General features: G+C 62.0%; 26 protein-coding genes and 1 pseudogene. 17 read left to right on the top strand and 10 right to left on the bottom strand.

All coding sequences use genetic code 11. The annotated features are described in order from the left end of the window. Window positions 1-16: 16 nt before the first annotated feature. A complete protein-coding gene (locus tag ELH03_RS00450) occupies window positions 17-1510 on the bottom strand; it encodes a hypothetical protein (protein WP_128400831.1) in 1494 nt (497 codons plus the stop codon). A 347-nt stretch (window positions 1511-1857) separates the two neighbouring features. Here ELH03_RS00450 and ELH03_RS00455 point away from each other — a divergent pair, with 347 nt between their 5' ends. The 10 genes from ELH03_RS00455 (at window position 1858) to ELH03_RS00505 (ending at window position 11176) form a co-directional block, all read left to right on the top strand. Next, window positions 1858-2178, top strand: coding sequence for a hypothetical protein (locus tag ELH03_RS00455; protein ID WP_130658293.1), 321 nt, complete (start codon window positions 1858-1860; stop codon window positions 2176-2178). A 191-nt stretch (window positions 2179-2369) separates the two neighbouring features. Then, on the top strand, window positions 2370-2741 hold the full coding sequence (locus ELH03_RS00460; RefSeq protein ID WP_128400832.1) for a cell surface protein: 372 nt from the start codon (window positions 2370-2372) through the stop codon (window positions 2739-2741). 154 nt (window positions 2742-2895) lie between these two features. Then, window positions 2896-3198, top strand: a complete 303-nt coding sequence (locus ELH03_RS00465) for a hypothetical protein (protein WP_128400833.1) — start codon at window positions 2896-2898, stop codon at window positions 3196-3198. Window positions 3199-3493: 295 nt separating this feature from the next. Next, the gene (locus tag ELH03_RS00470) at window positions 3494-4165 is read left to right on the top strand and encodes a class I SAM-dependent methyltransferase (protein ID WP_128400834.1); all 672 of its coding nucleotides are present in this window, start codon (window positions 3494-3496) and stop codon (window positions 4163-4165) included. 19 nt (window positions 4166-4184) lie between these two features. Continuing rightward, window positions 4185-4820, top strand: a complete 636-nt coding sequence (locus tag ELH03_RS00475; RefSeq protein ID WP_128400835.1) for a TetR family transcriptional regulator — start codon at window positions 4185-4187, stop codon at window positions 4818-4820. A 308-nt stretch (window positions 4821-5128) separates the two neighbouring features. Then, complete coding sequence (locus ELH03_RS00485) at window positions 5129-6010, top strand: aldo/keto reductase (protein WP_128400837.1); 882 nt, start codon at window positions 5129-5131, stop codon at window positions 6008-6010. 682 nt (window positions 6011-6692) lie between these two features. Beyond that, window positions 6693-7970 carry an alpha/beta hydrolase gene (locus tag ELH03_RS00490; RefSeq protein ID WP_128411957.1) on the top strand — a complete coding sequence of 426 codons (1278 nt, stop codon included), beginning with the start codon at window positions 6693-6695 and terminating at the stop codon, window positions 7968-7970. Window positions 7971-8152: 182 nt separating this feature from the next. After that, window positions 8153-9403 (top strand): NAD(P)/FAD-dependent oxidoreductase, encoded by a 1251-nt coding sequence (locus ELH03_RS00495; protein ID WP_128400839.1) that lies wholly within the window; start codon window positions 8153-8155, stop codon window positions 9401-9403. Window positions 9404-9412: 9 nt separating this feature from the next. Continuing rightward, window positions 9413-10123 carry an SDR family oxidoreductase gene (locus tag ELH03_RS00500; RefSeq protein WP_128400840.1) on the top strand — a complete coding sequence of 237 codons (711 nt, stop codon included), beginning with the start codon at window positions 9413-9415 and terminating at the stop codon, window positions 10121-10123. A gap of 15 nt (window positions 10124-10138) precedes the next feature. Beyond that, complete coding sequence (locus ELH03_RS00505; protein ID WP_128400841.1) at window positions 10139-11176, top strand: 4-hydroxyproline epimerase; 1038 nt, start codon at window positions 10139-10141, stop codon at window positions 11174-11176. A 326-nt stretch (window positions 11177-11502) separates the two neighbouring features. On the opposite strand, the gene ELH03_RS00510 is transcribed toward ELH03_RS00505, so the two are convergent. Continuing rightward, window positions 11503-12171 carry a TetR/AcrR family transcriptional regulator gene (locus tag ELH03_RS00510; RefSeq protein WP_128400842.1) on the bottom strand — a complete coding sequence of 223 codons (669 nt, stop codon included), beginning with the start codon at window positions 12169-12171 and terminating at the stop codon, window positions 11503-11505. Window positions 12172-12252: 81 nt separating this feature from the next. Between ELH03_RS00510 and ELH03_RS00515 the strand changes: the two genes are divergently transcribed. Continuing rightward, window positions 12253-12993 carry an SDR family NAD(P)-dependent oxidoreductase gene (locus tag ELH03_RS00515; protein ID WP_128400843.1) on the top strand — a complete coding sequence of 247 codons (741 nt, stop codon included), beginning with the start codon at window positions 12253-12255 and terminating at the stop codon, window positions 12991-12993. 131 nt (window positions 12994-13124) lie between these two features. Here the strand turns inward: ELH03_RS00515 and ELH03_RS00520 are convergent, their stop codons facing one another. The 6 genes and pseudogenes from ELH03_RS00520 to ELH03_RS00550 all read right to left on the bottom strand — a co-directional run bounded on the left by ELH03_RS00520 (window position 13125) and on the right by ELH03_RS00550 (window position 19007). Next, window positions 13125-13505 (bottom strand): TfoX/Sxy family protein, encoded by a 381-nt coding sequence (locus ELH03_RS00520; RefSeq protein WP_128400844.1) that lies wholly within the window; start codon window positions 13503-13505, stop codon window positions 13125-13127. Then, window positions 13498-13860, bottom strand: coding sequence for a nuclear transport factor 2 family protein (locus ELH03_RS00525; RefSeq protein WP_128400845.1), 363 nt, complete (start codon window positions 13858-13860; stop codon window positions 13498-13500). The genes ELH03_RS00520 and ELH03_RS00525 overlap by 8 nt, the downstream gene beginning before the upstream one ends. Then, window positions 13857-14438, bottom strand: coding sequence for a TetR/AcrR family transcriptional regulator (locus ELH03_RS00530; RefSeq protein WP_128411959.1), 582 nt, complete (start codon window positions 14436-14438; stop codon window positions 13857-13859). Before ELH03_RS00530 ends, ELH03_RS00525 begins: the two co-directional genes overlap by 4 nt. A gap of 250 nt (window positions 14439-14688) precedes the next feature. Beyond that, on the bottom strand, window positions 14689-16236 hold the full coding sequence (locus ELH03_RS00540; protein WP_128400847.1) for a putative bifunctional diguanylate cyclase/phosphodiesterase: 1548 nt from the start codon (window positions 16234-16236) through the stop codon (window positions 14689-14691). A 399-nt stretch (window positions 16237-16635) separates the two neighbouring features. Next, window positions 16636-17294 (bottom strand): annotated as a pseudogene (locus tag ELH03_RS00545) (hypothetical protein). Window positions 17295-17474: 180 nt separating this feature from the next. Beyond that, window positions 17475-19007 carry a winged helix-turn-helix domain-containing protein gene (locus ELH03_RS00550; protein WP_130765852.1) on the bottom strand — a complete coding sequence of 511 codons (1533 nt, stop codon included), beginning with the start codon at window positions 19005-19007 and terminating at the stop codon, window positions 17475-17477. 118 nt (window positions 19008-19125) lie between these two features. Between ELH03_RS00550 and ELH03_RS00555 the strand changes: the two genes are divergently transcribed. Together ELH03_RS00555 and ELH03_RS00560 are read left to right on the top strand one after the other, a co-directional pair. Beyond that, window positions 19126-19560: a cupin domain-containing protein gene (locus ELH03_RS00555; RefSeq protein ID WP_128400850.1), complete on the top strand. Its 435-nt coding sequence runs from the start codon at window positions 19126-19128 to the stop codon at window positions 19558-19560. Between the two features lie 19 nt (window positions 19561-19579). After that, complete coding sequence (locus ELH03_RS00560) at window positions 19580-20062, top strand: RidA family protein (RefSeq protein ID WP_128400851.1); 483 nt, start codon at window positions 19580-19582, stop codon at window positions 20060-20062. A gap of 3 nt (window positions 20063-20065) precedes the next feature. Here the strand turns inward: ELH03_RS00560 and ELH03_RS00565 are convergent, their stop codons facing one another. Beyond that, a complete protein-coding gene (locus ELH03_RS00565; protein WP_128411961.1) occupies window positions 20066-20542 on the bottom strand; it encodes an RbsD/FucU family protein in 477 nt (158 codons plus the stop codon). Next, on the bottom strand, window positions 20526-21773 hold the full coding sequence (locus tag ELH03_RS00570) for an ROK family transcriptional regulator (RefSeq protein ID WP_128400852.1): 1248 nt from the start codon (window positions 21771-21773) through the stop codon (window positions 20526-20528). The genes ELH03_RS00565 and ELH03_RS00570 overlap by 17 nt, the downstream gene beginning before the upstream one ends. A 228-nt stretch (window positions 21774-22001) precedes the next feature. Between ELH03_RS00570 and ELH03_RS00575 the strand changes: the two genes are divergently transcribed. The 4 genes from ELH03_RS00575 to ELH03_RS00590 all read left to right on the top strand — a co-directional run bounded on the left by ELH03_RS00575 (window position 22002) and on the right by ELH03_RS00590 (window position 25655). Continuing rightward, entirely contained in the window at window positions 22002-23021 is a 1020-nt protein-coding gene (locus ELH03_RS00575) for a sugar ABC transporter substrate-binding protein (RefSeq protein ID WP_027681927.1), read from the top strand. 155 nt (window positions 23022-23176) lie between these two features. Further along, a complete protein-coding gene (locus ELH03_RS00580; RefSeq protein WP_065275864.1) occupies window positions 23177-24241 on the top strand; it encodes an ABC transporter permease in 1065 nt (354 codons plus the stop codon). A gap of 2 nt (window positions 24242-24243) precedes the next feature. Next, window positions 24244-25026, top strand: a complete 783-nt coding sequence (locus ELH03_RS00585; protein WP_003556145.1) for an ATP-binding cassette domain-containing protein — start codon at window positions 24244-24246, stop codon at window positions 25024-25026. Further along, window positions 25023-25655: a nucleoside triphosphate hydrolase gene (locus ELH03_RS00590; protein WP_128400853.1), complete on the top strand. Its 633-nt coding sequence runs from the start codon at window positions 25023-25025 to the stop codon at window positions 25653-25655. Before ELH03_RS00585 ends, ELH03_RS00590 begins: the two co-directional genes overlap by 4 nt. The last annotated feature ends 37 nt before the right edge of the window (window positions 25656-25692 follow it).

A 25692-nucleotide genomic window follows, 5' to 3' on the forward strand; every position in this document is an offset into this window, starting at 1 on the left:
GACACAGGTGGCGCCCTCACGGGCGTAACCGGACGAGAATCTCGGCCCCGGGAACCCTCAGCTGTTCCGCCATCGCTTCCAGATCTTTCCTATCCGTTCCCGCCAGAACGATGCGCCCATCCATGATCGGCTCCCTCATCCAGGGTTCCATGACGACCTTGTCGTTGATCAGCATCTGCGTTTGTCGTCCCAATACCGCCTGCGTGAAATCGCGGAATTTGGCGGCGCTTTCCGGGGTGAGCACGATATTCAGGCCATGGTTGTAGGACACGGGGGACAGGCTTACCTCCGCACTCTTCACCTCAAGCGAGACAGGTGCGATCGCCTTGGCCGCGTCATTGTCTGCAGCAACGGTCGTATCTTGCGATGCCGTCGGTGGGGCAGGCAGTGTCGAAAGCTCATCTAGGATGCCCGGCCCGGCCTTGGCTGATGGCAGCGGCTCGATATGCAAATCGGGCGTCTGCAAGGCTTTTGCCGTCAGCACGGCGGGAAGCTGCAGGCTGGCCGGCATATCCTCGCGTTGGATGTGGGTGTATGTGCGCAACGTCGTCCCTGCTGCCTCAACGGTTACGATCTCCGACGCTTCGAGCGTTGAACCATCGTTCAGGGACACCACAAGCTCGACGCTTCGGTTCTTGCTGGCGTGTTTGAGGGAAGCCAGCTGATCGGCCGTGAGGTTCTTTGCCCGCTCGGGAAAGCCGGTCATCAAATTTGCGATCGCCGGTTGCTGCGACTGGCTGAACGCTGCGCCGTCGGCTTCCTCCGACAGCGAAAGGGTTGCCGTGCGTGCGGTTGCGTCGGTGGATTCCAGGGTCCAGGTCGAGGTCACCGGGACACTGAGGCCGCCATAATCTTCGTCCCGGGAGGTCGCTGAGGCCTGACCAATCTCCATGGTCTCTGCCTGATAGGATTGCCCTGTGGCAAGCAGTTGCGCCTCCGGCACCAAGGCGGCAACAATCTGAAGAGGGTTTGCCTCCAGCTTGGCGATGATGTCATCGAGCCCGCTTTCCCGCGCCGTGGAGGCGCCAGCCGCGGGAACGCCACCCGGTCCATTGGCCGCCATCGCCCGCATGTGCGCCACGATCTGATCGACACCGGAGAGATCGCGCGGGTTGCCGTTCAGGTCGGTTTCGAGTTCGAGCGCAGCGGTGCCATAGGCCGTGAGGGAATTACGATAGAGCAGGTTCATCTGATAGCTGTCGGCAAGGCCGGTAATGCCTTCCGGCAAATCGGCGCTGAGGGACCAGCGGAGCCGCATGCTGCCTTCATCCCGCGACAGGACGGTCATACGCTGGCGAAACGCGCCGCGCACTGTCATGGCCGAGGCGCCTGGCTTGTCGAACCAGAACGACATATCGGTCTCGGTCGCTTTTTGAACGCGGTAGCTGCGCTCCACACCCGTCGCCGGCGCGTAGCCCGGGATCTCGATGCCGCCGGCGGACCATGCCGGATGGGAGAGTGTGAGGCAAACGCAAAACCAGACAAATCTCTTCCAGTGCAGTGATGTCATGCGGGCAGGGCCTCTGAACATTGTAGGTTGTGGGGCGCCGTCCGGCCGCCAGCCGCGAGCATATTTGCTGATGAAGAGGATGGGTAGTGCCGTTGCCGCAATAATCGTTTTGCGCGAAACTGCTTCAGGTTTCAGGATTGAGATCGGGAGATCAAGGCTCAGCTTCTTTCTTCGACTAAAGGGTTTCTATCAACCCCCGAATTCTCTTTTCCACGACGCGCCGCTGCAAATGAGATAGGAGCCGTCCGGTCGGAATTGGCAGGCAAACCGTCAGCCTAGTTTCGCGCAACCTTCCTGATGTATCCGCAGGTTTGATGATCTTTGAGGCGCTTCAGCCGGAGGAATGCATGACGGTGGGAATTTTTCGGGCTCTGGCTGCCCTGGCGATGATGACGGGCCTTGCCGGCTGTATCGACCATGCCAATGATCCCGTGCTCCTGGCGGTCGGCGTGCCGGTCAATCCGCCTGCTGTTGCGCACGGCCTTTGCATGACCGACGGCAACGCCATGTATGACGAGGCGAGGAAGCAGTATCAGCTGCGCGCCAAGCTGACCGGATATGCCGGGGCCGATGAGCTGGAGGCCGAAACGACGGCGCGCGCCGCCGCCCATCGGCAATATGTCGCCTGCCTCTCCGGCCAGGGCTACCGGACATTATACGCGAATTGAGAACAGAGAATTCACGTTTCCTCACCAGCGCCGTTTGAGCCCTCTTCCTGATCGCGACTTTTCACGTTTTTCGGCGATTTAGTCACGCCGGATCGCCTGCAATCACGAGTTTTGGAAGTTGCAGGCAACGGCGGAACTCCGCACGCGGGAAAGGCATTCTCTCGAGATAAATCCAGTAAGGAGGGTTTATCATGAAGATGCTCACTCTCACTCCTTCCACCGCCGCACTCGGCGCCCTTCTCGCCCTCGCGTCGATTGTCCCCGCGCGAGCCGCACCCGTCCTGACGGTTTCCCCGCCAACCGTCTCGGACGTGAAAATGGTGCAATATAAACCACATGCCGGGTACTGGCATGGCTATCAGGGCTTCCGCACCGAGCGCCCCGGCACCCGCCGCCATTCCGATGGCTACTGGTATCCGCTTGCCGCTTTCGGCGTCGAGGCCGGCACCACGGGCTCCATCGTCCGCCAGCCGGTGAACAGGCCGGCAGCTCCGGAAGTGTGCAACCCTACGTTTTCCGGATCGATCGGCCCCGGTAGCATGCCTTGCGATAACGGCTATTGAGCCGGCAAATGAAAGAGGCGGCGATGAGCCGCCTTTTTTTCGATCGGGCCGCCGCTCACATATCCGTGACCTCTGCTTTGGCACCGTAGTATGTGACAGATCGCCTTCCTAACTCCGGGGCGTAAATTCCACGAATCCTCCCAAGGAGACGATTATGACCACGACTTTCAAGAACGGCCTGATGGCCGCTGCCTTCGGCGCAATCCTCGGCCTCTCGGCCTTCTCCGCCACGGCAGCTCCCCTTCAGTCAAGCGCGACAGAGCAGGGCGCAGCCACGCGTCCGGTTGCCCAACAAGAAACCAAGGTCGAGCACGACAGGCGCACGACCGGTTCGATCGGCGAGCGCGCTTCGGAGACCACAGGCTCGACACATTATATGATGAACCCAAAGAAGCCGCTCAACCAGGATTGCAAGCTCGGCTTCAACCCGACGAGCAGCTCCAGCTGCAATTACTGACGAGACGCTCGGCGTTTCCGCGATCGTGAGCGGCCCGCAATGGGCTGAAGGGGCGGCCTCAGGGTCGCCCTTTCGCATGCGGGGTGACTGGTTGCGCTGGGTCGATTGTCGCCCGCCTGGAAAATGTTGCGCTGAATGCAAAAATGCAATAAGTACAGAATCATGCAAACTGGTGACAGTGGGTGTTGCGAAAAGCCGCAGCGAAGAGCGATTGACGCGTCTGCCTTGGAATTGCCACGCTCGCCGCGATGGTCGCATTTCATAATCAATCGAATTTCAGACAGGTGGGATAGTCATGACTGCAAAGTCCGCACGCGCCGATTTCCTGCATTTTTTCCGCTCCTGGATCAGCAATCCGCTTCGGGTCGCGGCCATCGCGCCGTCGGGGGATTCGCTTGCCAGGATCATGACCAGTGAAATTGCCGCACTCGACGGTCCGATCATCGAGCTCGGCCCGGGAACCGGCGTCTTCACCCGGGCGCTTCTGGCGCGCGGGGTGAGCGAGGCGGATCTGACGCTGATCGAGTATGGTCCCGAGTTCATCAATTCGCTGCAGGCGCGGTTCCCGAAGGCGCGCGTGTTGCAGATGGATGCCGCCCATCTGACCCATGCCGATATTTTCGAAGGCGAACCGGTCGGCGCAGTTGTCAGCGGCCTGCCGCTTTTGTCCATGTCGCCGCGCAAGATCGCCTCGATCATGGCCGGCGCCTTCGCCTATATGCGGCCGGGTGGGGCCGTTTATCAGTTTACCTATGGTCCGCGCTGCCCGGTGCCGCGGCCGATCCTCGACCGTCTCGGCCTGAAGGCGGTGCGCATCGGCGGCACGGTGCGCAACCTGCCGCCGGCCTCCGTCTACCGGATTTCGCGTCGCAAGCCGCTGGAACTGTCGCGCGAGCGCATCAGCTATCGCCAGAGCGAGACTGACATCGACGACGTCGCCGCCTTTTCCAACGAAACCGGCGGCTGAACGATGATGCCGGGCCGGAATGGCTGAGAACAAGCGGACGGAGACGACCGAAGGCAGGCGGGAACGCAAGCGGCGGCAGACGCGCGAGCGCATCGAGCATGCGGCGATGACCCTTTTTCTGCAGCGCGGCTTTGAGGCCACGACGATCGAGGACATCACCGAGGCGGCCGATGTCTCCAAGCGCAGTTTCTTCGATTATTTCCCTTCCAAGGAAGAGGTGGTTTTCGCCTGGCAGGATGCCTTCGCCGATCGCCTGATGGCGGCGGTCGCGGCAAGGCCGGCGGCAGAATCCTCGGTCGCGGCGGTCGAGGCGGCAATCACCGCAACCGTCATCGCCTCGGTTGACGAGCCCGGCCTGGCGCTTGGCGAACTTATCCATCGCACGCCGGCGCTGAAGGCCCGCGATCAGTTGAAATACGGCAGGCTCGAACAGAAGCTCGCCGAGGCGCTGCTGCTGCGCAAGGGAAATGATCCAGAGCAGCGGTCGCGCATGCGCCTCCTTGCGGCGATCGTCATCGGCGCGCTGCGCGTCGGCGGCGAACTCTGGCAGCAGCGCCCGCCGGGCGCCTCGCTTGAGGACTTTGCCCGTGAGATTTTCGCCGACCTCTGGAAGATGCTGGCGGAATTCGGCGACGAGGCGAGGACCAGGCTTTGACGCAGACCGCTTAAGGATCGGTGCGCGCTCCCCAAGCGTCGGTTCGATGTCGATGTTTCCGCTCATCTCGTTCATCGAGCCCTGTCATCAGGGCTGTTCCGTCCTATATGTGCAAGCGTCGCAGCGGCCACATTCTGCTGATCCCCGCGAGGGGCGGATCATCACCATGGCGGGCATCGCTTTCGATCAAGGCCGACATTCGCGCTCGAAGGCATCTCCGAAAGCCTCGGCATCCGTGCCGCAGCTGTTGAACCCGCCTCCGACCGTTCCACCGATTTCAATGATTGATTGATAAGAGAGGAAAGACCATGTCCAGTTACAATGCAGCCAAGTCAGGCACCTTCAAGATCGGCGGCGATATCGAGATCAACCGTCTCGGTTTCGGCGCCATGCGCGTCACCGGCAAGGGCATCTGGGGCGAGCCTTCCGATCATGCCGAATCCATCCGCACGCTGAAACGCCTGCCGGAACTCGGCATCAACTTCATCGATACGGCCGATTCCTACGGCCCCGATGTCTCCGAATGGCTGATCAAGGAAGCGCTGCATCCCTATGGCGGCAAGTCGGTCATCGCCACCAAGGGCGGCCTGACCCGTCACGGTCCCGACATCTGGCTGCCGGTGGGACGTCCGGAATACCTGATCCAGCAGGCGCATAAGAGCCTGCGCAATCTCGGCGTCGAGCAGATCGATCTCTGGCAGCTGCATAGGATCGATCAGAAGGTGCCGGCCAAGGAACAGTTCGATGCGATCAAATCGCTGCTCGATAGCGGCCTCATCCGCCATGCGGGTCTGAGCGAGGTGTCCGTTGCCGACATCGAGGCCGCCTCGAAGCACTTTACGGTCGCGACCGTCCAGAACCGCTACAATCTCGTCGATCGCACCAGCGAGGACGTGCTCGATTACTGCGCCAAGCACAATATCGGCTTCATCCCGTGGTATCCGCTGGCCGCCGGCGACCTCGCCAAGCCCGGCTCGCTGCTCGATACGATCGCCAAAAAGCACAATGCCGCGCCAAGCCAGATCGCGCTCGCCTGGGTGCTGAGGCGCAGCCCGGTCATGCTGCCGATCCCCGGCACCTCCAAGGTCAAGCATCTCGAGGAAAACGTCGCGGCCGTCGACATCACCCTCTCGAACGAGGAATTCTCGGCCCTCGACGCCGAAGGCCGGAAGCTCTTCAAGGCTGCTTGACGGGCGAACCCACGACTGTCCGGTTTGCGCAAGTAGCTGCCCCTCACCCTAACCCTCTCCCCGTTCTGACGGGGAGAGGGGACGTGCCCTGCGAGGGGTAACGGGAATCGAGAGGGCGCGGCATATCCCCTTCGCCCCGTTTACGGGGTCCGAAGGACGGGTCGAGACCCGTGGCTCGACCCCGGTTGGTGCCGGCAGGCGGATGAGGGGCAAGCCATCGGCGATCCCCGAGGCTCCAAATTTTCGGCATAAATTTGACCATCCGGTCAAACATGCTGCAAAATGAGGCGGTGACCTGTTATTTTGAGGGCAAGCATTGCGCCTAGTGCATTGCTGCATTGCGGTATTTTCGCTATTCCGAATCAAAAGAATTGGGTATTACTATCTTCGTAAGCAGCGCACTCCTCCTCCCAGCGCTCTTACATCGGACTGACAACACTCCTCCTCCCAGTTGTCAGTCAGGATCAAGAGCCCGACGCACCTCCTCCCGCGTCGGGCTTTTTTCTTTTCCCCCAAGTCGAAATCGATCAATCGCCGATCCGGGCAGCGCTGGTCCTGCGGTTTTCACGAGGGATTGCACAAAACAAAGGCTTCCACCTCCCGCGGTTTGACTCGGCAAGCTTCGTCGGACTATTTGAACGGGCGCCGCCTGTCCGGTGCGTGAACCGATTGGAGTTTGGTCATGATCGGCAAAAGGCGCGCCTCGCGCGCGGCCCTGACAGGTCTTCTGGTTGCAACGATGGGGCTCGCCGGCTGCGGCGGCAGGCCGGTGGGTGTCATGCAGGCGGCCGGCACCGTCGCCCCCGGCACCTCCAAGGTCGATCTTCTCGTCGCGACGACGCGCGCTGCCGACGACAATCCCGCCGTGCTTTTCTCCGGTGAGCGCGGCACCGGGCTCGCCGTCAATGCCGTCGACGTCTCGATCCCGCCGGAAGCCAATCGCAAGGTCGGCCAGGTGCAATGGCCCAGCCGCCTGCCGGCCGATCCGCTGCGCGACTTCGTCACCGTTTCCGTCGATCCCCTGGAAGGCGAGCGGGCCGGCGAGACCTGGCTGAAGACCCATATGCCGAAGAGCCGACGGGTGCTGGTCTTCGTGCACGGCTTCAACAATCGCTACGAGGATGCCGTCTACCGCTTCGCGCAGATCGTCCATGATTCGCATGCCGACGTCGCGCCCGTCGTCTTCACCTGGCCGTCGCGCGGCAGCATCTTCGATTATAATTACGACAAGGAAAGCACAAACTATTCCCGTGACGCGCTGGAGGAGTTGCTCACCCGCACCGCCGCCAATCCCGCCGTCAGCGACGTCACCATCATGGCGCATTCGATGGGCACCTGGCTGACCGTCGAAGCGTTGCGGCAGATGGCGATCCGCAACGGTCATGTCGCCTCGAAGATCAACAATGTCATCCTCGCTTCGCCGGATCTCGATGTCGACGTCTTCGGCCGCCAGTTCGCCAGCCTCGGCAAGGAAAGGCCGCACTTCACCATCTTCGTCTCGCAGGACGACCGGGCTCTGGCGCTGTCGCGACGCATCTCCGGCAATGTCGACCGGCTCGGCCAGATCGATCCCTCCGTCGAACCCTATCGCAGCAAGCTCGAGGCGGCCGGCATCACCGTGCTCGATCTCACCAAGCTCAAGGGCGGCGACCGGCTGAACCACGGCAAGTTCGCCGAAAGCCCTGAAGTGGTGAAGCTGATCGGCGACCGGCTGATTGCCGGCCAGGCGATCACTGATTCCAATGTCGGGCTCGGCGAGGCCGTCGGTGCCGTGGCGATGGGCGCTGCCCAGACCGCCGGAAGTGCTGTCAGTGTTGCCGTCAGCACGCCGATCGCGATCTTCGATCCGCGCACCCGGCGCAACTACGATGCCCAGCTGAAGCGTCTCGGCCAGTCGATGAATAATACCGTCGGTTCGGTCGGCGACAGCGTCGGTGCCGGCCTGCCGGAAAGCCAGTAAAAATTCCACAGAGCAATTCCAGCAAAAGTGCACAGCGGTTTTGCGCTTCGGAATTGCGAAAAACAAAGAGGTAGGGAATTTCCGTGATTCGGAGAAAACGGAAATTCTCTAGGCATCGCATCTTGATGTGATATATCAGATTCACGACGGCAATTCTGTCTGCCGTGCGATGGGTTGATGGCATGGCGGATGAGATGAAGAAGAGGGTGGCGGTCGTCGGCGCGGGCGTGATCGGCGCCTCGATCGCTTTCGAGCTGCAGCGGCGCGGCTTTGAGGTGACGCTGATCGACAAGGGCGAGCCGGGTCGCGGCACCTCTTTCGGCAATATGGCAAGCATCGCGCTGGATTTTGCCGCCGGTTCCGGCCCTTCGACCTGGAAGAAGATCCCAGGCTGGCTGCTCGATCCGGAAGGCCCGGTCTGGCTGCGGCCCTCCTATGCCGCCAGGATGCTGCCTTGGTTCCTGCGCTTCCTCGCCGCCGGCCGGCCCTCGAGTCTCCGAGAGATCGAGGATGCCGGTATGAGCCTGTCGAACCGCGCGCTCGGCGATTTCAGGCAGATGCTCCAGGCGATCGGCGCACCCGAATTGATGACCGAGGAGGGTTGCCTGGCGATCTACGAGACGGAGGCGGAATTCGCTGCCGATCGCGGCCATCTCGCCATGATGCAGCGCTACGGCCTCGAATTCGAGGTTTTGAGCAACGGCGCCATCCAATATTACGAACCCACCCTGTCGCCAGCGATCGCCAAAGCCGTGCTGCTCCCCGACAACAAGTCGATCCGCGACCCCTATAAGCTCGTGGTGAAACTCGCCGATGCCGCAAAGGCTGCGGGCACGACCTTCGTCTCCGGCTCTGTGCGGAATATCGAGCGCCGGGGCGATGGCACAGCCATCGTTCTCCTCGAGGATGGCAGGCGGATCGAGGCCGGTTCGGTCGTGCTTGCCGCCGGCGTCCACACCCGTTTCCTTGCCGAAAAGCTCGGCGAGCCGATTCCGCTCGAAACCGAGCGCGGCTATCACACGCAGATCATGAAGCCCGGCATCTCCATGCGCTATTCGGTGATCTGGCCGCATCGCGCCTTCATGGTGACGCCGACGGCGGGCGGCATCCGGGTCGGCGGCAATGTCGAGCTCGCCGGTCTCGATGCCGCGCCCGATTTCCGCCGTCCGCGGGTGTTGGTGCGCCATGCCCAGCGCGCGCTGCCCGGCCTGAAGGTCGAGGAGACGACGGAATGGATGGGGCATCGCCCGGCGCTGCCCGATACGATCCCGATCATTTCGCCGTCGTCGAAGATGCCGGGCGTTTTTTATGCGACCGGCCACGGCCATCTCGGCTTGACCTTTTCGGCAACGACAGCGCTCGTGATCGCCGATATGGTGACCGGGCTCAAACCACCCCTCGATATGACCCCGTTCCGCATAGACCGCTATTAGGAGGCCCCGATGTCCGATACCACCAAACCCGTAGCGCTGATCACCGGCGGCGGCCGCGGCATGGGCGAGGCAATCGCCCGCGAGCTCTCCGCGCAGGGCTATCAGCTGGCGTTGATGTCGCCGTCGGAAAGCTGTGAGAAGCTCGCTGCCGAACTCGGTGGTGTCGCCTCGCGCGGCGTGGCCGAAAAGGCCGATGATCTCAAGGCGATCTTCGACCTGACGATGAAGACCTATGGCCGCATCGACGCCGTCGTCAACCTGAGCGGCCATCCGCCGAAGGGCGACCTGCTCGATATTTCAGACGAGGACTGGACGCTCGGTTCCGACATGATGATCCTGTCGCTGGTGCGCATGGCCCGCCTGGTGACGCCGGTCATGCTGAAACAGGGCAAGGGCGCCTTCGTCAACATCACCACTTTTGCGGCCTACGAGCCGTCGCTGGTCTTCCCCGTTTCCTGCACCTACCGCGCCGCTGCCGGCGCCTTCACCAAGCTCTATTCCGATCGTTATGCGGCCGACAATATCCGCATGAACTGCATCCTGCCGGGTTATATCGATAGCCTGAACCACAAGCCCGAGACCGCCGAGAAGGTGCCGATGAAGCGCATCGGCCATGTGGAGGAGATCGCCAAGACCGCGGCCTTCCTGCTCTCCGACGGCGCGGGTTATATCACCGGCCAGAATATTCGCGTCGATGGCGGCGTCACCCGTCACGTCTGATCTGGAGTTTTCGATATGAGATGGAAGCGCACTATCCAGCTGCTGGATGTCCACGCAGAAGGTGAGATCGGCCGCGTCGCGATCGGCGGCGTGCCGAAGATCCCGGGCGATACCATTGCCGCCCAGCTGCATTGGCTGAACACCGATCCGAAGGGTGACGAACTGCGCCGCTTCCTTTGCCTGGAGCCGCGCGGCGCGCCGATCGGCTCGGTCAACCTGCTGCTGCCGGCGCGCCACCCGGAGGCCGACGCCGCCTTCATCATCCTGCAGCCCGACCAGGCGCATGCGAGCTCCGGCTCGAACTCGATCTGCGTCACCACGGCATTGCTCGAATCCGGCATCGTCGAGATGAAGGAGCCGGAGACGATAGTCACACTCGAAACCGCCGCCGGCCTCGTCAAGGCGACGGCAACCTGCCGCGACGGGCGCTGCGAGAAGGTCCGGCTGACCATGGTGCCGTCCTTCGTGCACGAGCTCGATGTCGCAATCGACACGTCGCATTGGGGAAAGATCAAGGCCGATATCTGCTATGGCGGTATCTTCTATGCGCTGGTCGACGTCGGCCAGATCGGTCTGACGATCGAGAAGGCGAATGCCGCCGGCCTCGTCCAGGCCGGCATGATTCTCAAGGAGCTGATCAACCGCGACATCAAGGTCGTCCATCCCGAGATCCCGGCGATCTCGGGCGTCGCCTATGTCATGTTCCGCGATACGGAAGCCGATGGCACGGTGCGCACCTGCACCACCATGTGGCCGGGCCGGGCCGACCGCTCGCCCTGCGGCACCGGCAATTCCGCCAATCTCGCCACGCTTTATGCCCGCGGCAAGGCCAAGGTCGGCGACGTCTTCACCTCGAAATCGATCATCGGCTCGGAATTCGAGGTCGGGCTGCAGGCAGTGACCGAGGTGGCCGGCCGCCCCGCCGTCATCCCCACCATCACCGGCCGCGGCTTCACCTTCGGCCTGACCCAGGTAGCGCTCGACCCCTTTGACCCGCATCCGAACGGTTTTGCGCTGACGGATGTGTGGGGACCGGCGGCTGGGGAGATTTGACTGCGAGGAGCATGGTGCCGGAAGTGTGAAGCGGTTTCCTGACCGGTTTGCTTCAATGGCTGCCCTTCACCCTAACCTACCGGGGTCGAGCCACTCGTCTCGACCCGTCCTGCGGACCCCCGTAAACGGGGCGAGGGGACGTGCCCCGCGAGAGGCTGGCGAGGAACGGAGAGGTCGCGGCGGGGGCCCTTCGCCCCGCGAGCGGGGAGAAGGTGGCGGCAGCCGGATGAGGGGCAGCGCCACACGCCGGCGATCCTACCAAGCTGCCGCGAGCAACTAACCAAAGGTGACACAGGAGCATCCGCGTAGCGATATTCGAAACGCGGTCAGCCCAGCCTGCGCTCAGCATCCCCGGTTCGAGTGTCCCAACCCAGCATGGCCAGCTCGGCGACGGCCTCCAGTTCGCCGCGGGTCGCTTCGTCGCGGGCCAGGATCGACATGCCATTCTGAACGGTCTGCACGAAGCGGGCAAGCGCGTGGATGTCGGTCGAGACCGGAATTTCGCCTTCTGATATCGCCTGGTTCAGGCGCAGCTTCAGGCGGTCGAGCGTGACGGCGCGGGCGGCTCGTACGAGTTCGCCGAGTTCCGCGTGGCCCTCGCTGCCGACCGAAGAGAGCGCCACCATGCAGCCGCGGGGAATATCCACGACACAGCCGGTCAGGGCAGCGGCCGAATCCATCAGAAACGACCTCACCGCCTCACGGGCCGTGCCTGCGGAAAAGAAGCCGGCCCAGACGAGCGCCTCGTTGTTGTCGCGATAGTGGCGCAGCGCCTCGGCATAGAGCGCCTCCTTCGAGCCGAATGCCGCGTAAAGACTCGGCGATCCGATCCCCATCGCCTCGGTGAGATCGGCGATCGAAGTCGCCTCGAAGCCTTTGATCCAGAACAGGCGGGTTGCCCGCGCCAAGGCTGTTTCCCGATCGAACGCCCGCGGCCGCCCGCGACTGCGGGCGGGGGTTTTATCGACTTCCGCGATCTCATCCGATTTTTGCATCGATCATTATATAAACCCATTGACACCCCATCGCAACGTGCCTAGCTATTTATGTGTCGATCACTACAGAAAGAGAAGATCATGACAGAACTGGCTGGAAAGCGTGCCCTGGTAACAGGTGGCTCGCGTGGCATCGGTGCCGCCATCGCATTGGCGCTTGCCGACAAAGGCGCTGATGTCGCCATCACCTATGAGCGTTCGGCCGATCGCGCCGCCGAAATCGTCCGGGCGATCGAGCGCAAGGACCGCAAGGCGCTTGCCATCCAGGCCGACAGCGCCGATCCGGCAGCCGTGAAGCGCTCGGTCGACGAGGCTGCCCAGGCACTTGGCGGTCTCGACATTCTCGTCAACAATGCCGCAATCGCGCTTTATGGTGCGATCGCCGACGTCAGCGTCGAGCAGATCGATGCGCTGCTTGATGTCAATGTGCGATCGCCTCTGCTCGCTTCACAGGCCGCCATTCCCTATCTGCAGGCGGGAGGCCGCGTCATCACGATCGGCTCGGTCGGCGCCGAACGCATCGTCGGCGACACCGGTACGGTCTATTTCATGACAAAATCCGCGCTCCACTCGTTTACCCGCGGCCTCGCGCGGGAACTGGGATCTCGCGATATCACCGTAAACCTCGTCCAGCCGGGTTCGACCGACACCGATATGAATCCCGCAGACGGCGACTTCGCCGACTTCCAGCGTGCCCTCATCCCACTTGGCCGTTATGGCGAGCCGGAAGATGTGGCGGCCGCTGTGGCTTTCCTCGCAAGCCCTGCTGCAAGGCACATCACCGGAACCATCCTCACAGTCGATGGCGGCTTGAACACCTGAATCGGGATATGTTGCCGCGGGCCTGCAAAAAGACAGGGACCGACAGATGTCGGTTCCTTTCTTTCGTTGAGAGGGGCAGGGTTTGGAGGATATCGAACCGTATCCGCGGCCTGAGCGATCGACGAAGCGCGCTAGCCGGACGGGGTGACGGCCTGGATGGTGTCGGAGAGCCTGCGGCCGGGCGTGGGGGTCGCGCGCAATGCGCGCTCCGCGTAGCTGTGCAGCAGCGCAGGATCGTCGATCACATGTGCCGGGACTGCGTAGTAGCGGCGAACCGTCACCTCCCTGCCGGCGGCGCGGTAGCTGAACGGTTCGGAGCCATCTGCCTCGAACTTCGCGCGCATCGCTTCGTCGACGCGGAGATACAAAGTGCCTTTCATGACGAATCCGAACTGCGCGCCGTTTCGGACCAGGGCGGATCCGCCGAAGAAGCGCCTGATATCGATGCAGCCGGCTGGGGCGATCTGGCTCGCAAAGTCGAGCGCCAGCCCGCGTGTCGCCTCGCTACTCATAGTGCGGCTCCGCCAGCAGATCGAAGAAGCCGGTGATCGCGCCGAGCCGGCCATCGGAAATCACCCCGAAGCTCGTGCCGGTCTGCAAGACCCTCTCGTCTTCGTGGCGCAGTGCCCAGCGCGCCAGCGAACGGTCATTATGGTGGAGGACGCTCAATATCTTGAACCGGCCTCCCGGCATGCTCTCCTTGAAGCCGGCCATATAAGCCGAGAGACCGGCGCGCCCGGCGATCGCTCCATTCGGGTCGCAATAGGTCACATCGTCCGCGAGGCAAGCCAACATTTCCGGCTCACGAGCGTCAGCATCCAGCGACCAGACGGCCGCATATCGATTCCAGAGTGCCTCAGGTGTCATGACATCGTCTCCAGTTGATTGAATTCGTCTTCTATCGCCTGCCGCAGGCCGGCCTTGTCTTCGCCACCGCGAATGAGCACGAGGAGGCCCTGATAGAAGGCAAGAAGGCGGGTGGCTGTCCTATTCGCCTTGGCTCCATCACCCTCCCGAGTGAAGGTCGACGCCTCGGTCAGTCTCGCGTGGAACGTGGTGCGAAGGAGGCCGAGCGCTGCCTCGACACGGGGGTGCGGATTGACACCACCGCCGAATTCCACCGCCATATTGGTGATCAGGCAGCCGAGGGAACCATTGTCGGGCTCATGCAGGAGCGAGAGGAACAATTCGCGGAGGCCCCGAAGCCCGCTTCCTGGCGGCGCAAACCGCTCGATGCGGCCCTCCAGCACCGCCCGGTTGTAATGCCCGAATGCCGCGTCGAAGAGGCCGGCCTTGTCGCCGAAGGCGTGATAGATGCTTCCGCCCTTGAGCCCCGTCGCCTCCTCGAGGTCCCGGATCGAGGCACCTTGATAGCCGTGCTTGCGAAAGATGTGCATCGCCCCCTTCAGCACCGCTTCCTCATCGAATTCCCGCGTTCGGCCCATCGTTACTCCGATTCTTTATCGATTGTTCTAGAATGACTGATAAAGAATACGAACGCAACGGGCTCCCGTGACTTTCGGCGAAAATTCTCGCCTGGACGACCTCGGTCATCCCAAGCGCGTGGGCGTCCGTCGCTTAAGGTTTAGGATGATATTTCGGAGAGCGTGGAACGGCCGGTCGGCCAGGTGGACAGCGCTTGCTCGACGACGGCTCGAGCATCTCGCGGCTGAATCCGACATACCGCGGCCCCCATCAACCGCGTTGCAAAATTCTGGCGCTGACCTGGCCTGTGGCAAGCTTCTCGGCCGGCGCTGGCCTGCCAAGCAGATACCCTTGGCCGATGTCGCAACCCAGATCCTGAAGCCGCTGAAGCTGGCTCTCCTCTTCGATACCCTCGGCGGTTATCGTCACGCCAAGTCCCACACCGAGAGCGATGATCGCCTTGATCACCTTGTCTTGCTTATCATTGGTCTCGAATGAAGAGACGAAACTCCTGTCGATCTTGATCTTGTCGAACCGGTAGTTGGATAGTTGTGAGAGGCTGGAATAACCTGTTCCAAAGTCGTCGAGAGCAATCCTGACCCCCGCGTTCACCAGATCATCGAGGACGATTCGTGCCGTAACAGCGTCCTGGATGATGGCGCTCTCCGTCACCTCCAGCTCGACCCTGTGCGTCGGCAGACCAACATCGCCCAATATCTTGAGAATTCGCAGGCCCAGCAACCGATCGCTCAGTTGGATCGGCGAAAGGTTGAATGACAGGACGAGCTCATTTGGCCAGGAAAGCGCATCGGTGCAGGCGTGGCGAAGCAGTTGGTCTGTCAATTCGACGATCAGACCGGCTTCCTCTGCCACCGGAATGAATTCGTTCGGTGGAATGAATTCGCCGGAGGCCGTCTTCCAGCGTGCCAGCGCCTCGAAGCCGATAATCCTATTCGTCTTCAGGTCCACGAGCGGTTGATAGTAAGGAACGATCTCGGCCTTCTTGATGGCTGCTCTCAGATCAGCTTCCACTCGAATCCGCTTCGCCAACTCGTCCTGCATCGAAGGCACGAAGGGCTTCACCAGATTGCGCCCCTGCCTTTTCGCCACATACATCGCACAGTCGGAATGTCGAATGACTTGACTGAGGTCATCGCCGTTCTCCGGAAAAAGCGCGAAGCCGACACTGGCGCCGAGGTCGACGGCGACACCGTTGAATGTGAACGGCTTGCCGATCACGGTCACTATGCGGTTCCCCAACGCGACAAGATCGGGATTTCCGATGCGCCGCGCCAGAACAACGAATTCGTCTCCACCAAGGCGGAAAACGTGCTCACGGGGAAAGAGGGAAGAGAGCCGCTGGGCAACAGTCTTCAGCACCGCATCACCGTGATCGTGCCCCAGGAGATCATTGATCTTCTTGAAGCCGTCGAGATCGATGCTGAACACGGCGTAGGTTTCTTCTGCCCTTTGATCGGTCATCGCCTGCGCGCATACGGAATCCAGAAACCTACGGTTAGGCAGTTCGGTCAGCGTGTCGTGACAGGCAATCCAGTCTACGTTCTTTTCGGCCTGCAGCCGGCGATTGACCTCCCTCGAAAGATCCCGGATCCTCAGCGCGGAATAAATGAGCCCGAGAAACCCGGAGATATTAAGGGCGAGGAGCGCGTGGTCCAGCGGATAGTCATGATGCTTTTCGATGAACCCATCCAGCCCTTCATGCCAATGGAAGAGCCACGATATACAGAAGAGAAGCAGGAAGATCGCGAGCCAGGCAACGATCTCCATCTGCGGTCTGGTTGGTTGGATGCGAGGCATATGAACAGGCTCCTGTTGTGTGAAGAGCCGTCATGGCCAGTTTGGTACGCTCGCATCAGCGAATGCCGACGACGGATGGCGCAACGTCACAGCATCGGCGGTCCCACGCCGTGACCGAAGACCGCCTCAATTCATTCGGGCGGAATTAAGAGGGCCGATATCGCGGTGGCTGATGAAGCCGCGCAGCACCGACAGATCCCAAAGATAGTCTGTGCGCTTGCTAGGTTAATGGTGGGTTGCCTTTACGAAGGCACGGGAGTTTCGCTGCGCACAATGGATATCTTTGCCGCAAATCGGATGAGGATTCGGTTCCAGGTGTCTACCGGTCGCCGCAATCTTCCGTTCTTTCGAACGGCTGAAGAATCCGCCGGATGGGTGCAGGGCGCATACCAGAGCCGATCAACCTGACAGCATGTTATCTGCCAGGCTGTAGCAGTGGCTCGCCTGATAGGCGTTCCGACCACATTGAAAGTCCGAATGGCGCGCAAGATGCGGCGCTCCGCGAGGAATTTGCGGATCGAGGCCGAGCCCCGCACATTGATGCCGAAAATGTCCTCGCCGCGCGGAAAAAAATAACCGACGTGTTCAGGCGTCGTGACGCAGTGCTCGAGAAAAGCCTCGTCCAGCTCGCCCTGCGCGGGGGAATGGTCGGTGGTGAAATGTGAAAGATGCACCAGGAATCGTGCACGCAGACCTTCGCCATCGGCGTAGAGCGTGAAAAGCTCCATCCAACTCGCATTAACGCGAACGAGCCGCTTGTCGGAAGTCGAGGGCAGACACGAAACCGACCAGTAGTGACGCTCGGTCTTGCGCGGGATGGGGATGCAGGTCTGCCCGTATACCCCGAGAATTTCCAGAACGTCTTGCGCCTGCGGGCGACGCAGCAGCTTCTGGAACCGTGCGACGTACTTGAACCGCTGTTCCAGGGACTCCAAGCGCTCTTCGGCGTCGATCAAGTCCGCCTCGCCTTCTATCCAATCCCGCTGCTGCTCAGGACCCAGAAACTTGCACAGACCGGTGGTGCTGCGACGAGGGGTCGTGCTCATGTCAGGTGCCATGTGAGATCCGTCCCCTCATCGCTTCACCGGCCTGATCCCGCCGGTCTCTATGAGCCGCGCGACGTCGGCTCCTGGAGGTGAGGCTCCGCGGTGGACCAACGCACCGGCCGCACAATAACATCCATCGAATGAATGGCGAAAGACTGACCTTCGGCCGGCCCGAAAGCCCAACCGGTCGTTTTAAAGTTCCGCCTCTCGCAGCAGCTCGTCCAGGCGGGTGGCCCATTCCTTGTTGCCATCTCTGAAAGGACCAAGCGCATCACCGGCAGCTTCGGGAAGGTCGCTGGCCGCCGCAGCAAAGCGGCGAGCCTGCTCACGATGTCCCACGGCCGTATGGCAGCACGCCTGAATGCGCAGAAGCGCCGGCCAGTCGGGCCGCGCCTTTAGCGCCGTACGCCCCATTTCGAGCGCGTTCTCCACGTCGCCCGAAAAGAACAATGCAAGTATCAAGAGGCTGAACCAAACCCCATTCTGCGGATCATGGGGGTTGAGTTCGAGGCCGCGGCCCAGGGGCTTGCGCGCGCCGGCCGCATCTCCCGAAAAAAGACGGGCCATGCCGAGGACGAGATAGCCCAAGGCGAAACTCGAACCGAGTTCGATGGACCGTTCCGCTGCGAGGATCGCCTGGTCAGCCCTGTCTGTATAGGCCGACACAATCGCCAGCGCATAGTGCGAGTACGGGTTTCGCGCATCGAGATAGATCGCTCGCAGCGCCGCATCCAATCCTTCCTTCCCGTCCGCGGCGGGGTTATCACTCCAGCCGTAGGCAATGAGGCCCGCATTGACCCGCGCCCGCCAGATCTGCGCCTCCGGCAGCATGGGATCGAGCCCCGTGGCCTCGCGGAAAAATCGCCGTGCGACAAGGTGGGTGGACTGCGTGGCCTTGTGGAAATGGAATGTGCCTTGCCGGACAAGATCCCAGGCAGTGATGTTGCCGGTGTGCGGAGCCACCTGAAGCCCATGGCGCAACAGCAGCTCGGGCTCGACCGCCGCTGCAATCCGCTCGGCGATGGCATCTTGCACCGCAAATACCTCGGCCACCTGAAGATCGTAATGTTCGGACCAGACGGTGGCGCCTTTCGCGGCGTCGGCGAGATGCACCGATATTCGGATCCGATCGCCGATATACCGAACAGCTCCATCCACGAGAAAATCGACGCCAAGTTCGCGCGCGATAGATTGCGGATCCCTCGAGCCATTCCTCCTTGTGAAACTTGCCCCACGTGACGCGACGCGGAACCATCTGAACCGGACGAGCGCCATGATCAGGTCGTCGGTGATGCCGTCGGCCAGATACTGTCTTTCACCATCGCCGCCGAGATTTTCGAACGGCAGTACCGCAATCGCCGGGATCGAACCGGTCTGCGCATGCCATCCGCTATCGGCTGCGTCGGTCCGACTCTCCACCGGACCGGAGAATCTGTACCCGACCCGCGGGACGGTGACGATCCATTCGCTGCCGTCTGATGCAGGGCCGAGCAGCTTGCGAAGGGCAGCAATCTGAACGGAAAGATTGCTTTCCTCGACGGCCAATCCCGGCCAAACGGCATCCATCAGGGCCGACTTTGAGACGACACCCCCCTGTGCCGAAAGCAGAACGGCAAGCAGCGAAGCACCTCGGGCGCCGATAGCGACAGGCCTATTGTCGCGAAACAGGCATCCGTTCTCGGCAATGAACTCGAAGTGGCCGAAGGCAAGGTGCTGGGTGTTCATGGCTGGGAATGATACCCCGATTTCGCAGCTTTTCGGAATTTTTCGGCCGCGCTTCAGGACTTGCGCCGGCTGAGCGCGCAGATTCTGCTCCAGTCCAGCGGTTGAAGTGGTGAGAGCGATGAAGAACGAAGCAACGCAACCGAAAAATCCGCAGATATCTAGCGCGAAAGTCGTACGCGGGAGCGGCAGCCATGTCGCCGAGCAGGGGTCTGTCTATCGCTCGGGCGTCTCGGCGGAAAGCGTCGGATCAACCATGCTGTGGCTCGGGACGATTTCGCTACCCGCAGGCAGGCGAACCAGGGCCCATCGCCATGAGGGACACGAGACTGCCCTTCTCATGACCGCGGGCCAAGAGATCGAGATCTGGTCGGGGTCGGAGCTCGAACAGTGCGAATTGGTCCACGCCGGCGACTATCTCTTCATTCCGGCCGGCGTTCCCCATGTGGCCGTCAATCGCAGCACCGAAAACGCCGAGTTCCTCGGTGCCCGCAATGACCCCGCCGCCAACGAGAGCGTCGTTCTGATGCCGGAGCTCGACAACATCGTACCTTAATCACGCCGGGAGGTGCATCATGGCCATCATCGAACAACGTCTGGCCGAAATGGGTCTGGAATTGCCCGAGCCTTTGAAAGTTCGCGAAGGGCTGCGAATGCCCTTCGCCTGGGTTCGGGTGCGCGGCAACCGCGCCTATATTTCGGGTCACGTCGCGTGCAATCGCGATGGGACATTGGCAAGTCCGCTTGGCAAGGTCGGAGTGGAGGTCTCGCCAGAACAGGGTTACGCGTCGGCCCGGCTCGTTGCCCTGGCCCATCTCGCCAGCCTCAAACGCGCTGTCGGAGACCTTGATCGGGTCACGGCTTGGCTGCGCGTCTTCGCCATGGTGAATGTTGCTCCGGGTTTCGATGAGACGCCGCTGGTCACAAACGGCTATTCCGATCTGATACTGCAGCTGTACGGGCCCAACGTTGGCGCCCACGCCCGCTCGTCCATCGGCATGGCCATCCCTTTAAATGCGCCCGTAAACTGTGAAGCGGAAGTCGAAATCGACGGGTGACCGCTAGTAGACGAACGGATCGACCCCGGCCGCCGCATGGGTGCCCGGCTCTTTCGGATAGATCACGCCCTTGCGCAGGATGATGTTGGCATAGAGCCTGGGCTCGCCGGTCTGGATCAACGCATGGGCGGTCTTCACCCTTCCGTAGAAATCCTGGCCTATCAGCGGCACCACCTGTCGGTGCGGTTCGTGGCGCGCGCAGCAGTCGATCATCTCCTCATGCACGGGGTCGAGCTTGTCGCGCTCGGCCCTGACGGTCGAGCGGAAGATCGCTTCCGCCACGAAATCGTCGATCGGCAGCACGCTGAGCACGGCGTTGAGAACCGGGATGAGGTGGTGGCCGTCGAGCCGGATCAGCCGGCGGGCATGTTCGACGCCGGGATAATTACCGTCGACGATGGCGATCTCGTCGCCGTGGCCCATGGCGCGAAGCGTAAAAAGCAGCTCCGGGCTCAACAGCGGATCAAGTCCTTTCAGCATGGTCTACCTCCTTGAAGAGTACGTTCTGGTCGGTGAGGTAACGCGCAAAGATCGGCAGGCTGGCGCCGCCGATGGCGCGCGCCTGCGCGCCGACCGCGCCCTCGATGATTTCGGGCATGACGACGCCCTGCAGGTCGAGCTTGGCGGCTTCGTCGATCGTGGCCTGGACCACACGGCTGCGCACCCAATCGGGAAAGCCGCCGTCGATGACAGCCGCGCTGAAATCGACGATCGAGGCGGCGGCAACGATCGCCTGCGCCAGCGCCTTGGCGCTATCCTGGATCCAGGCTTCCATCGGTTCGCCGAAATCCACCCAGCCGTCGGCGGAATACCAGAGCGGCTCGGGATCGATGCCGCGCTCGCGCAGCATGTTTTCGAGCACGAAAATCGAGGCGATTTCAAGCAGCTGCATCGTCTCGCCGTTCTTGCCGCGCACGGGCAGCGGCCCGATCGCCCCCGCCGTGCCGGTGCGGCCGGAAAAGATTGCCGAATTCAGGACGATGCCGCCGCCGATGAAGGAGCCGATGAAGAAATAGACGAAATCCGGATAGGACGGTCCGACGCCGAAGACGAGCTCGGCGCCGCAGGCGCTGGTCGCATCGTTCTGCATGAAGACCGGATGGGAGACGCGGGCGGCGATGTCGGCCTGCAGGTCCACGTCGCGCCAGACCTCCATGGCGCCTGGCGGCGCACCCACTTCTTCGGCCCAGTTCCAGAGCTCGAAAGGGGCGGCGATGCCGAGGCCGGCGATGCGGCTGCGCTGCTTGTCGTCGAGCCGGTCTTCGAGCTCCCGGATGCCCGAGGTGACGAAGGCGAGGATTTCATCCGGCAGCGGATAGGCATAGGTCCGGTGCAACTGCATGCGGATGCGGCCGACGAAATCCATCAGCACCAGATCGGCGCTGCGCCGGCCCATCTTCAAGCCGAAGGAATAGACGGCGTCGGGATTGATATGCATCGGGATCGACGGCTGGCCGACACGGCCGCGCACCGGTTCCCCGCGCGACAGCAGCCCTTCCTTTTCCAGCACCCGCATGATGACGGAGACGGTCTGCGCCGACAGCCCGCTGCGGCGCGCAATATCGGCCTTCGACAGCGTGCCGTAGAGACGCACCAGCGACAGCACGAGCCGTTCGTTATAGGCTCGCACCCTGACCTGGTTTGCACCGCCGGCCGGATTCAGAATTGGTGGCGGGACCGGCGTGTGTTCCGGTCCATCCAAGGACGACATGGCCGCTCCTCCCGATTGTTGGCCTATGCCCTAATTCGATGGAGCATGCCACATCGAATTAATAATTCAATTGGATTTATTTATTGACAAGCCAATTTCTTTTCGCTCTTAATTGCCGTCGTCAAGGGCACGGGACCGCTGGGAGGCATTAGCGATCCACGGCGAAGTGTCATATCTTAAGCTTCCGGCCCCGCAGGGGCGGCGCCGGCAAACTCTGGGAGGAGTTCCATGAAGAAATCTGTTCTCGCTTTCGGCGCGCTCGCGCTTGGTGTCACCTTTTCCGCTCCTGTCATGGCGGCTGACGTTGCTGCCTGCCTCATCACCAAGACCGACACCAACCCCTTCTTCGTCAAGATGAAGGAAGGTGCGACGGCCAAGGCCAAGGAACTCGGCGTCTCGCTGAAGTCCTATGCCGGCAAGGTCGACGGTGACAGCGAAAGCCAGGTGGCCGCGATCGAAAGCTGCATTGCCGACGGCGCAAAGGGCATCCTGATTGCTGCTTCCGACACCAAGGGCATCGTGTCTTCGGTCAAGAAGGCGCGTGAAGCCGGCCTGCTGGTCATCGCTCTCGACACACCGCTCGAGCCGGCCGATGCCGCCGACGCCACCTTCGCCACCGACAACCTGCTCGCCGGCAAGCTGATCGGCCAGTGGGCCAAGGAAACGATGGGCGACAAGGCCAAGGATGCCAAGGTCGGCTTCCTCGACCTGACCCCGTCGCAGCCGACGGTCGACGTTCTGCGCGACCAGGGCTTCATGATGGGCTTCGGCATCGATCCGAAGGACCCGAACAAGATCGGCGACGAGGACGATGCCCGCATAGTCGGTCATGACGTGACCAACGGCAATGAAGAAGGCGGCCGCAAGGCCATGGAAAACCTTCTCCAGAAGGATCCGAGCATCAACGTCATCCACACGATCAATGAGCCGGCCGCTGTCGGCGCCTATCAGGCGCTGAAGGCCGTGGGCATGGAAAAGAACGTGCTGATCGTCTCGGTCGACGGCGGTTGCCCGGGTGTGAAGTCGGTCAAGGAAGGTGTCATCGGCGCCACCTCGCAGCAATATCCGCTGATGATGGCAGCCCTTGGCGTCGAAGCGATCAAGAAGTTCGCCGACAGTGGTGAAAAGCCGAAGCCGACCGAAGGCAAGTCCTTCTTCGACACCGGCGTCTCGCTCGTCACCGACAAGCCGGTCTCCGGCGTCAAGTCGATCGACACCAAGGAAGGCACGGACAAGTGCTGGGGCTGAGCCCTGATTGCTGAAAGCAGACCGGCCGGGGCTTGATCCCCGGCCGTTTTCGACGGACGATGTTCCGTCGCCTCACGAACCGGCTAATCAAAGACCGGATGGATATCGGTGACGGCCCCCGCGCGAGTTCGGTGCGCGGATGCGGAGGAGGAACCATGACCGGAACACAGGAATTCGAACGTGTCCTCGACGGCAGCGACAAGAGCGTTGCCTCCTTCGAGCACGAGAAAGTCTCGCTGATCAAGCGCGCGCAGCATTTTCTGCACTCGACGCCGGCCGCCGTGCCGCTGATCGTGCTGGTGCTGGCGATCATCATTTTCGGGATCACCATCGGCGGACGGTTCTTCTCGTCCTATACGCTGACGCTCATCCTGCAGCAGATCGCCATCGTCGGTATTCTCGGCGCCGCCCAGACGCTGGTCATCCTGACCGCCGGCATCGATCTTTCGATCGGCGTCATCATGGTGATCTCGGCGGTGATCATGGGCAATGTCGCCATCACCTACGGCATACCGACGCCGATCGCGGTCGCAGCCGGCATGCTTGTCGGCGGCCTTTGCGGATTGCTGAACGGCTTCCTCGTCGCCTACATGAAGCTGCCGCCCTTCATCGTCACGCTCGGCACCTGGAACATCGTCATGGCGACGAATTTCATCTACTCCGCCAATGAGACGATCCGCGACACCGACGTCGACGAAAAGGCGCCGCTGCTGCATCTTTTCGCCGTGAGCTTCAAGCTCGGCAGCGCCGTGCTGACCCTCGGCGTCATCGCCATGGTGCTGCTCGTCCTGGTGCTCTGGTATGTCCTCAATCACACCGCCTGGGGCCGGCATGTCTATGCGGTCGGCGACGATCCGGAGGCAGCCAAGCTCTCGGGCATTCAGACCAAGAAGGTGCTGCTGACCGTTTACGCCATATCAGGCGTCATTGCCGGCTTGGCCGCCTGGGTCTCGATCGGCCGTAACGGCTCGATCTCGCCGTCCTCGGCCGTCACCGATTTTAACCTCCAGGCGATCACTGCGACTGTGATCGGCGGCATCTCGCTGTTCGGCGGCCGCGGTTCCATTCTCGGCACGCTCTTCGGTGCCATGATCGTCGGCGTCGTCTCGATGGGCCTCAACATGCTCGGCGCCGACCCGCAATGGAAAGTCCTTTTGACAGGCGTGCTGATCATTGCCGCCGTCGCCATCGATCAGTGGATCAGAAAGGTTTCGGTGTAATCATGGCTCGCGAACCCCTTCTCACCGCCCGCGGTCTCGTCAAGCGTTATGGCCGCGTGACCGCACTCGACAATGCCGATTTCGACCTCTATCCGGGTGAAATCCTCGCCGTCATCGGCGATAACGGCGCCGGCAAATCCTCGCTCATCAAGGCGATATCGGGCGCCGTCACCCCGGACGAGGGGGTGATCACGCTGGAAGGCCGGCAGGTGCAGTTCCGCTCGCCGATGGAGGCGCGCGACGCCGGCATCGAGACCGTCTATCAGAATCTCGCTTTGTCGCCGGCGCTGTCGATCGCCGACAACATGTTCCTCGGCCGCGAGATCCGCAAACCGGGCGTGCTCGGTTCGATGTTCCGCATGCTCGACCGGCCGGCCATGGAAAAGCTGGCGCGCAACAAGCTGTCCGAACTCGGCCTGATGACCATCCAGAACATCAATCAGGCCGTGGAAACGCTCTCCGGCGGTCAGCGCCAGGGTGTCGCGGTCGCCCGCGCCGCCGCCTTCGGCTCGAAGGTCATCATCATGGACGAACCGACGGCAGCCCTTGGCGTCAAGGAAAGCCGCCGCGTGCTGGAACTGATCCTCGACGTGCGCGCCCGCGGCCTGCCGATCGTGCTGATCTCCCACAACATGCCGCATGTCTTCGAAGTAGCCGACCGGATCCATATCCACCGTCTCGGCCGCCGGCTGACGGTGATCGATCCGAAGGAATACACCATGTCCGACGCCGTCGCCTTCATGACCGGCGCCAAGGCGGTGCCGACGGAGCCCGTCGCCGCATGAATGCACGCATCGATGAAATCGCCGGCGCAGTTCTTGACCGCGCCGGCCATTCCAAGCGTTTCCTGGTCGCCATCGCCGGACCGCCGGGTGCCGGCAAATCGACCATGGCCGACAATCTGGCGGAAGCGCTGAAAGCCAGGGGCGAAAGTGCCGAAGTCCTGCCGATGGATGGCTTCCACATGGACAACGCCATCCTGATCGAACGCGGCCTGCTGGCGCGCAAGGGCATCCCCGAGACCTTCGATGTCCGCGGTTTCCTCGATATCATCCGTGCCGTTAGGCTGGCCGATCAGGAGGTTCTGGTGCCGGTCTTCGACCGCTCGCGTGAACTCGCCATCGCGTCGGCCCGTCCCGTTTCCCCCGATCATCGCTTCATCATCGTCGAGGGCAATTATCTGCTCTTTTCGCTGGGGAAATGGGCCGAGCTCGAAGGCGTCTTCGACTTTTCGATCATGCTGGCGCCGCCGATCGAGGTACTCGAGGAGCGGCTCTGGGCGCGCTGGCGCGGCTATAACCTCACCGAAGAGGCCGCCAACGCCAAGGTCTACGGCAACGACCTGCCGAACGGCCGGCTGATCCTCGATAACCGCCGCCCGGCCGATGTGACGCTGGAGATCGCGCTGGCGTAATGCCCTGGTTCCGGGATAACGACATGCATGAAAAAAG

Origin of the sequence: Rhizobium beringeri, assembly GCF_004306515.1 — a bacterium.
GTDB classification, from domain to species: domain Bacteria; phylum Pseudomonadota; class Alphaproteobacteria; order Rhizobiales; family Rhizobiaceae; genus Rhizobium; species Rhizobium beringeri.